Origin of the sequence: Bradyrhizobium sp. CCBAU 11434 (genome assembly GCF_028128895.1) — a bacterium.
Taxonomy (GTDB): domain Bacteria; phylum Pseudomonadota; class Alphaproteobacteria; order Rhizobiales; family Xanthobacteraceae; genus Bradyrhizobium; species Bradyrhizobium zhengyangense.
The window spans coordinates 342,630-350,154 of sequence record NZ_LBJX01000099.1 but is presented as its reverse complement, the minus strand read 5'-3'; the positions used below and the strand labels follow the sequence as shown (position 1 = coordinate 350,154).

Here is a 7,525-nt window from a genome sequence, read left to right as displayed (position 1 = left end):
GATCTACCGCCCCGTCCAGACCGGCTTCCGCTTTTCGCTGAATGCCTTCAGCCCCTCCTTGGCGTCTTCGGTCATCGCCAGCAGCGCGATCTGGCTTTCGGTGTAGGCAATGCTCTCGTCGAAGGACATCGCGGCGATGGCGCGCATGGCGTATTTGCCGCGGCGGATTGCGGTCGGGGATTTGTCGACGATGCGGCCGATCAGCCAGTCGACCTTGGCGTCGAGCTCGGCCGCGGGCACGACGTAGTTGAGCAGGCCCGCTGCCTGCGCCGCCTTTGCGTCGAACGGCTCGCCCGTGAGCGCCCATTCGTTGACGAGGCGCCTCGGCGCGATCTCTTGCAACAGGCTCAGCACCTGCATCGGAAACACGCCGACCTTCACCTCCGGCAGGCCGAAGATCACATGGTCTGCCGCAACCGCCATGTCGGTCATGCACAAGAGGCCCATGCCGCCGGCCATGCAGACGCCACCGACGCGCGCGATCGCCGGCTTGGTCGCATTCTGCGACAGGCGCAGCAGATCGGCGTAGTCGACATTGGGCCTGGAGTGATCCATCGCGAAAGCCGCGCCGGAATTCTGTAAATCGGCGCCGGCGCAAAACGCCTTGTCGCCCACGCCGGTCAGCACGATGACGCGAACATCCTTGTCGTCATGTGCGTCGCGATAACCTTTCGTGATGCCGGCGATCACGTCGCCGTTCAGCGCGTTGCGCTTCTCCGGCCGGTTGATGGTGATCCAGAACGCCTGCCCGCGCTTCTCGGTGATGACGGCTGTGGTGTCGGTCATGACGCTTGATCCTTGCTCCTGGTCTGCAGCCATTTGCGGCAGCTCCGGAGTGAGGTGCAAGGGCAATTTGCCAGGAGGCGCCGCTTTAGCGCCTCGACACAAATTTGTAGGGAAGCACAGCGCGAGTGCAGCTCAGGTTGCGGTCGCTTTCCTGATCCAGACCTTGTTGTCGTGGAACGCAGCGCCCCCGATCGGCGCGATCGTATCGGCGCCGGTCAGCATGTTGATGCCGCGGCCGCCGATATGATTTTTGTTCGGATGCACGGATTCCGCGATCAGCACACCGCGCCGCACGCCCTCGAACAGAGCGGCAATCAGCGTGGTCTCGCCCCTGATATTCCCGAGCGTCACCGCATCGCCATCGGCGATGTCGAGCGCGGCCGCATCCAGCGGATGGATCATCACGCTCGCCTTGCCTTCGCGCGCCTGCGAGGACGGGGTCTCGTTGAAGGTGGTGTTGAGGAAGCTGCGCGAGGGGCTGGTCGCCAGCCGGAACGGATGGGCCTGATCGCTGTGCTCGATGACAGCCCAATGATCCGGCAGCGACGGCATCTTGTCGAAATCGCCCATGGTCTGGCCGAACGGCGGATGCGCCCAGTCGGCCTTGAAGTGGAATTTCTTGTCGGGATGAGCAAAGCCATCGAGATAATGCGAGGTGCGGAAATCCGGCTGCAGATCGCGCCAGAGATCGGCCTCGAGGCCGGCGATGTCGCCGTGGTCGCTCAGCTTCAGCGTCGTGTCGATCAACTCGCGCGGCGTCATCTCGAAGCCCGGGTGCTTCGCGCCAAGCCGTGGCGCCAGCGCCTGCAGCACCTGGTGGTTGGAGCGGCACTCGCCAGGTGGATCGATCAGCTTGGGGCCGACCGAGATGTGCTGATGACCGCCGCCGTAATAGAGGTCGTCGTGCTCCATGAACATCGTCGCCGGCAGCACGATGTCGGACATCAATGCCGTCTCGGTCATGAACTGCTCATGCACCGCGACGAACAAGTCCTCGCGCGCAAAGCCCTGCCGCACCAGCGCCTGCTCCGGCGCCACCGTCATCGGGTTGGTGTTCTGGATCAGCATCGCCTTGACCGGACCCCTGCCCAGCAGGGCCTCGGCATCGCCGGTGAGGATACGACCGATCTGCGACTGGTCGAGCGCGCGGACCGTCTTGTCGAGCGCATCATGACCTTCGATGACGGATTCGTTGAAATGCCAAAGCGCGTAATTGTTGAAGAAGGCGCCGCCGCCTTCATATTGCCAAGCGCCGGTCACCGCGGGAATGCAGTTTGCCGCATGCATCTGCATCGCGCCGTTGCGCGAACGCGTGAAGCCGTAGCCGAGCCGGAAGAAGGTCCGCTTGGTCTCGCCGACGGCCTTGGCGAAGGCCTCGATCTCGGCGACCGGCACGCCGCAGATCGCGGACGCCCATTCGGGCGTGCGCGACCTCAGATGCGCCTCGAGCTCATTGGGACAGTCAGTGTACTTGTCCATATAGGCGCGGTCGGCGTAGCCGTCGCGGAACAGCACATGCATCACGCCGCAGGCAAACGCGCCGTCGGTGCCGGGGCGCAGCAGGATCTTGATGTCGGCCTGCTTCATGGTCTCGTTGTCGTAGATGTCGACGGCTGCGATCCTAGCACCGCGCTCCTTCCGCGCACGCGCGGCATGCGTCATCACGTTGACCTGGGTGTTGACGGGATTGGTGCCCCAGATCACGACAAAATCCGACAGCGCCATCTCGCGCGGATCGACGCCCGCGATCTTGCCGGTGCCGATTGCAAAGCCGATGCGCCCGACATTGGCGCAGATGGTCTGGTAGAAGCGCGAATATTTTTTCACATGCGTGAGACGATTGAGGCCGTCGCGCATTACCAGGCCCATGGTGCCGGCATAGTAGTAGGGCCAGATCGATTCCGCGCCGAATCCGCGCTCAGCCTGGTTGAAGCGGTCGGCGATCTCGACGAGCGCCTCGTCCCAGGAGATCCGCTCGAACTGGCCGGAGCCCTTCGGTCCGGTTCGGCGCATCGGATACATCACCCTTTCAGGATGATGGATGCGCTCGGCGTAGCGGGCGACCTTGGCGCAGACCACGCCGGCCGTATAGGTCTGCTTCTTAGAACCACGGACGCGGCCGATGCTGCGGCCCTCGACCACCTCGACATCGAGCGCGCAGGCCGACGGGCAATCGTGCGGACAGGTGGAGTGGCGGATCTCGATCTTGGCGTGCTGGTTCATGAACAATTTCGTAACATCAAAAGTCCTGTGAGCCGAGGGCATTTATCCGGCACTGCCCATGCAAAATGCTCAAAGCCGGCGCGCGGCCTGTTCCGCCGCGACCGCGAAATGCTGGGTGCACACCGAAAACGGGCAGATATTCCTGATCAAATCGACTTTGTGAGGCGTCGACAGTGTGCGTCTGCTCCCTCTACAGTGCGGGCCAACAAGAACGAGTTCAGGGAGGTGGGTGTGAGGGCCCGATACATTTCGCTGGCGCTGGCCGCCGGCCTGCTCGCCGCATTTTCCGCAAGCCCGTCCCCGGCGCAGGATTATCCCGCGCACGCGGTCCGCATCGTCGTGCCGTTCGGCGCGGGCGGACCGGCTGACGTCGCGGCCCGGCTGATTGGCCAGGCGCTCCAGGAGCGCTTCGGCCAGCCCTTCGTGGTCGAGAACCGCACCGGCGCCGGCGGCGTCATCGGCACCGTCGAGGCGGCGAAGTCCCCTGCCGACGGCTACACCTTGCTGATGATGTCCAACACCCAGACCGCAAATGAATCGCTGCTGACCGCAGAGCAGCGCAAATACGATCTGATGCGCGACCTCGCGCCGATCGCGCCGGTGAACTATTCCGATCTCGTTATCGTGGTGAACCCGCAAGTCCCCGCGAAAACGCTTGCCGAGTTCATCGCACTTGCGAAGTCGCAGCCGGGCAAGTTGAACTACGCCTCATCAGGCCAGGGTACGCCCTATCACATGGCCGGAGAGCTGTTCAAAGCCATGGCCGGCATCGACGTCGTCCACGTCCCCTACCGCAACAGCGGCGAGGCCCGCAGCGGCGTGATCGGCGGCCAGGTGCAGATGATGATCGACGCGGTGCCGGCGATGGCGCCGAACATCGGCGAGAACCAGGTCCGTGCGCTCGCGACCACCGGCCAACAGCGCTCTGCCGTGCTGCCGAACGTGCCGACCGCCGGCGAAGCCGGCGTTCCCGGCTACGAGGCAACGATCTGGCTCGGCCTGATGGCCCCAGCAGGCACGCCCAAGCCCGTCATCGACAAGCTCAACTCAGCCGTCAACGCGATGGTGAAGCGTCCCGACATCGTCAAGCTCTGGACTGAGCAGGGTGCCGTACCGATGTCGATGACATCGGAGGAGTTTGACAAATTCCTGCGCGGCGACATCGCGAAATGGGCCGACGTTGTCAAGAAATTCAACAAGTCCTGAGGCTAGGCGGGTCATGCCCACCATTCAATTCCAGCTCAACGGCGCTGCGATGTCCGTGGACGTCGATCCAGACCAGACGCTGCTCGATGTGCTGCGTGGGCGGCTCGGCATCACCGGTGCGCATTTCGGCTGCGGCGCCGGCGAATGCGGAGCCTGCTCTGTGATGGTCGGCGGCCACGCAATGACGTCCTGCGATATGCCGATGTGGTCGGTCGCGGACAAGGATGTCGTCACGCTGGAGGGCCTCGGCACAATCGAGCAACCGCATCCGCTGCAACGCGCTTTCATCTCCGAACAGGCGATGCAATGCGGCTATTGCGTCTCGGGCATCATGATCAGCGCGGCAGCGCTGCTGAACAGCAATCCGGCTCCGACGGAGGCGGAGGTCAGAGCGGCGCTCGATCGCAATCTGTGTCGCTGCGGGTCGCATAACCGCATGGTCCGCGCCGTGCTGCGCGCTGCATCGGAGATGGCCACGTCATGAGTGCGCCGCCTCCCGGTCCGAAACTGCCGCACAGCCTTGCCGCCAACCCAAGACTGTCGTCCTGGGTACGGTTCACCGCCGAAGGCCGCGTCGCGATCTCGCCCGGAAAGGTCGAGATCGGCCAGGGCATCGTGACGGCGCTGGCGCAGATCGCCGCGGACGAGCTCGACGTCGAGATCGGCCGCATCGAGATGATCCGCGCCTCGACGGCCGCGAGCCCGAACGAAGGCGTCACCTCCGGCAGCCTGTCGATCCAGCAATCCGGCCGCGCGCTGCGTCACGCCTGTGCGGAGGTACGCCAGCGCTTTCTCGCGGCAGCGTCGGAACGTCTCGGCGTCGATGCGGCGCTGCTGGGTGTCGAGGATGGCGTGATCTCCGGCCCCGGCAATGTCGCGACCAGCTATTGGGAGCTCGCCGGAGACGTATCGCTCGAACGCGATGCAACACCTGGCACAGTCGCCAAGTCCGCCACCACACGCAGCGTCGCCGGGCATTCCATTCAGCGCGTCGACATTCCCGACAAGGTGTTCGCGCGGCCGCGCTTCATCCATGATCATGCACTGCCCGAGTTGGTGCACGGGCGCGTGCTGCGGCCGGACATCTCGGGCGCAAGATTGACCGCGCTCGACGAGGCGCCTGCGCGCGCCGTTCGCGGGCTCATCGCGATCGTCCGCGACGGCGGTTTTGCCGGCGTCGTCGCCGACAGCGAGGCTGCGGCTGAAGCCGCGCTGAAGGCCCTGCGCAAGGGCGCGACATGGTCGGCGGGGGAGCCGCTGCCTGATGAGAACGATCTGGCTGGTTTCCTGAGAAGCCAGCCGATCGAGACGACGATCATCGACGCCAGGACGCCGGCCGTGACCAAGGCTGCGCGTACACTGCGCCGGCAATACACCCGCCCTTACATCGCGCATGCCTCGATCGCGCCGTCCTGCGCATTGGCGCAATGGGACGGCGACCGTGTCCACGTCTGGACGCATAGCCAAGGCGTCTATCTGCTCCGCGTCGATCTCGCAATTGTGCTCAAGCTGCCGGCCGAGAACATCGCCGTCGAGCACATGGAAGGGGCTGGATGCTATGGCCACAATGCTGCTGACGACGTCGCGCTCGATGCCGTGCTGCTGGCAAACGCCGCCGACGGCCGTCCGGTGCGGGTGCAATGGTCGCGCCACGACGAGATGTTCCACGCACCGTTTGGGGCCGCGATGGCCATCGAGATCGAAGCCGACCTCGATGCGGAAAACGAGATCGTTGGCTGGCGTCATGCGATCTGGAGCAATGGTCATACCGCGCGGCCTGGGCGCGCGGCCCAGCCCGCACTGTTGGCGGCAAGCGAGATCGCCAATCCCTATCCGCGCATGATCTCGACAAATCCGCCGCCCGCCAATGGTGGCGGCAGCGACCGCAACGCCGTTCCACTCTACGATCTTCCGGCCTGGACCATCACCAGCCATCGCCTGCTGACAATGCCGGTGCGCACCTCGTCGCTGCGGACCCTCGGCGCGCAGGGCAACGTGTTCGCGATCGAATCACTGCTCGACGAGATCGCAACCTTACGCGGCGAAGACCCGATCGCATTTCGCCTGCGACATCTCCGCGACGAGCGGGCCCGTGAGGTCCTCCGCGCCGTCGCACGACGCGCAGGCTGGAAGCCCGAAAAGCATACGGGTATCGGTCACGGCGTCGGCTTTGCCCGCTACAAGAACACGGGCGCCTATTGCGCCGCCATCGCCGAGATCGAAGGCGCCGACGACATCCGCGTGAGACGGCTGACGCTTGCGGTCGACGTCGGCGAGGCCATCAATCCTGATGGCGTCATCAACCAGATCGAAGGCGGCGCGATCCAGGCGACGAGCTGGGTGCTGCAGGAGCGCGTCCGCTTCGACCGCACGCACATCACCTCGACCTCGTGGACGGACTACCCGATCCTGACCTTCAGCGAGGTCCCGGCCGTGGATGTCGAGATCATTCAGCAGCCTGAGATCGAGCCGGTCGGTGCTGGCGAAGCCGCACACGGCCCTGTGACGGCGGCCATCGCGAATGCGGTGTTCGATTGCCTCGGCGTGCGCGTACGCGACCTGCCGATCACGCGCGACAAGATCATCGCAGCCATGGAGCTTGCATTGTGACGACAGTGAACATCTTGAGCGGCGGTGCGGCGCAAGGCTTGGTGCGCGGCCTCACCGAGGCCTTCAAGGCGCAGACCGGCTTCGGCATCGACGGCGAATTCGGCGCTGTCGGCGTGATGGCGGACAAGCTGCGCGCAAGCACGCCCGCGGACCTCGTGATCCTGACGCAGGCTCTGCTTGCTAAGCTTACGGCGGAGAAACTTGTCGTCCCCTCCTCGATCTCCGATGTCGGCCGGGTCGAGACCGCGTTGGCGGTCCGCAGCCGCGACCCCAAGGTGACTGTGAAGACGGAAGCCGATCTGCGCGACGTCCTGCGGTCCGCAGACGCCATCTACGTTCCCGATACCAGGGCCTCCACCGCAGGCCAACACGTGGCAAAAGTACTGGATCAGCTCGGCATCGCCTATGAGGTCACGTCGCGCCTGAAGATATTCCCGAACGGCGCTACGGCGATGCGCGAGTTGGCGACGTCCACCGCGTCGCGGCCGATCGGATGCACCCAGGCGACCGAGATCATTGCGACTGACGGCATCGCGCTATCGGGTTCGCTGCCGCCGGGATGCGAGCTGGTGACGATGTACACGGCCGGCATCGCCACGCAGGCGGTGCATCCGAAGGAAGCGGCGGCGCTGATCGCGCTGCTGACCGGCGCAGACCAGAGAGACCTGCGCCAGCGCATGGGTTTTGCGAGCTAGATGCG

The 7,525-nt window shown here is 64.9% G+C and carries 6 protein-coding genes; 4 read left to right on the top strand and 2 right to left on the bottom strand.

Annotated elements, in window-relative coordinates; genetic code table 11:
• Window positions 1–3 precede the first annotated feature (3 nt).
• Window positions 4–786, bottom strand: a complete 783-nt coding sequence (locus tag XI06_RS32485; RefSeq protein ID WP_237872881.1) for an enoyl-CoA hydratase/isomerase family protein — start codon at window positions 784–786, stop codon at window positions 4–6.
• A 132-nt stretch (window positions 787–918) separates the two neighbouring features.
• Window positions 919–3,009 (bottom strand): molybdopterin oxidoreductase family protein, encoded by a 2,091-nt coding sequence (locus tag XI06_RS32480; RefSeq protein ID WP_237872883.1) that lies wholly within the window; start codon window positions 3,007–3,009, stop codon window positions 919–921.
• A 225-nt stretch (window positions 3,010–3,234) separates the two neighbouring features.
• Here XI06_RS32480 and XI06_RS32475 point away from each other — a divergent pair, with 225 nt between their 5' ends.
• From XI06_RS32475 to XI06_RS32460, 4 genes are read left to right on the top strand one after another with little or no spacing between them, the layout of a single operon-like run.
• Complete coding sequence (locus XI06_RS32475) at window positions 3,235–4,215, top strand: tripartite tricarboxylate transporter substrate binding protein (RefSeq protein WP_237872884.1); 981 nt, start codon at window positions 3,235–3,237, stop codon at window positions 4,213–4,215.
• A gap of 13 nt (window positions 4,216–4,228) precedes the next feature.
• Window positions 4,229–4,699 carry a (2Fe-2S)-binding protein gene (locus XI06_RS32470; protein ID WP_237872885.1) on the top strand — a complete coding sequence of 157 codons (471 nt, stop codon included), beginning with the start codon at window positions 4,229–4,231 and terminating at the stop codon, window positions 4,697–4,699.
• Window positions 4,696–6,825, top strand: coding sequence for a xanthine dehydrogenase family protein molybdopterin-binding subunit (locus XI06_RS32465; protein ID WP_237872886.1), 2,130 nt, complete (start codon window positions 4,696–4,698; stop codon window positions 6,823–6,825). The genes XI06_RS32470 and XI06_RS32465 overlap by 4 nt, the downstream gene beginning before the upstream one ends.
• Window positions 6,822–7,520 carry a molybdate ABC transporter substrate-binding protein gene (locus tag XI06_RS32460; RefSeq protein ID WP_237872887.1) on the top strand — a complete coding sequence of 233 codons (699 nt, stop codon included), beginning with the start codon at window positions 6,822–6,824 and terminating at the stop codon, window positions 7,518–7,520. The genes XI06_RS32465 and XI06_RS32460 overlap by 4 nt, the downstream gene beginning before the upstream one ends.
• Window positions 7,521–7,525: the final 5 nt, after the last annotated feature.

Bases quoted from the DNA above. Each gene is read 5' to 3' on its own strand.
- XI06_RS32485 (WP_237872881.1), bottom strand. From the start codon at position 786: ATGACCGACACCACAGCCGTCATCACCGAGAAGCGCGGGCAGGCGTTC.
- XI06_RS32480 (WP_237872883.1), bottom strand. From the start codon at position 3,009: ATGAACCAGCACGCCAAGATCGAGATCCGCCACTCCACCTGTCCGCAC.
- XI06_RS32470 (WP_237872885.1), top strand. From the start codon at position 4,229: ATGCCCACCATTCAATTCCAGCTCAACGGCGCTGCGATGTCCGTGGAC.
- XI06_RS32465 (WP_237872886.1), top strand. From the start codon at position 4,696: ATGAGTGCGCCGCCTCCCGGTCCGAAACTGCCGCACAGCCTTGCCGCC.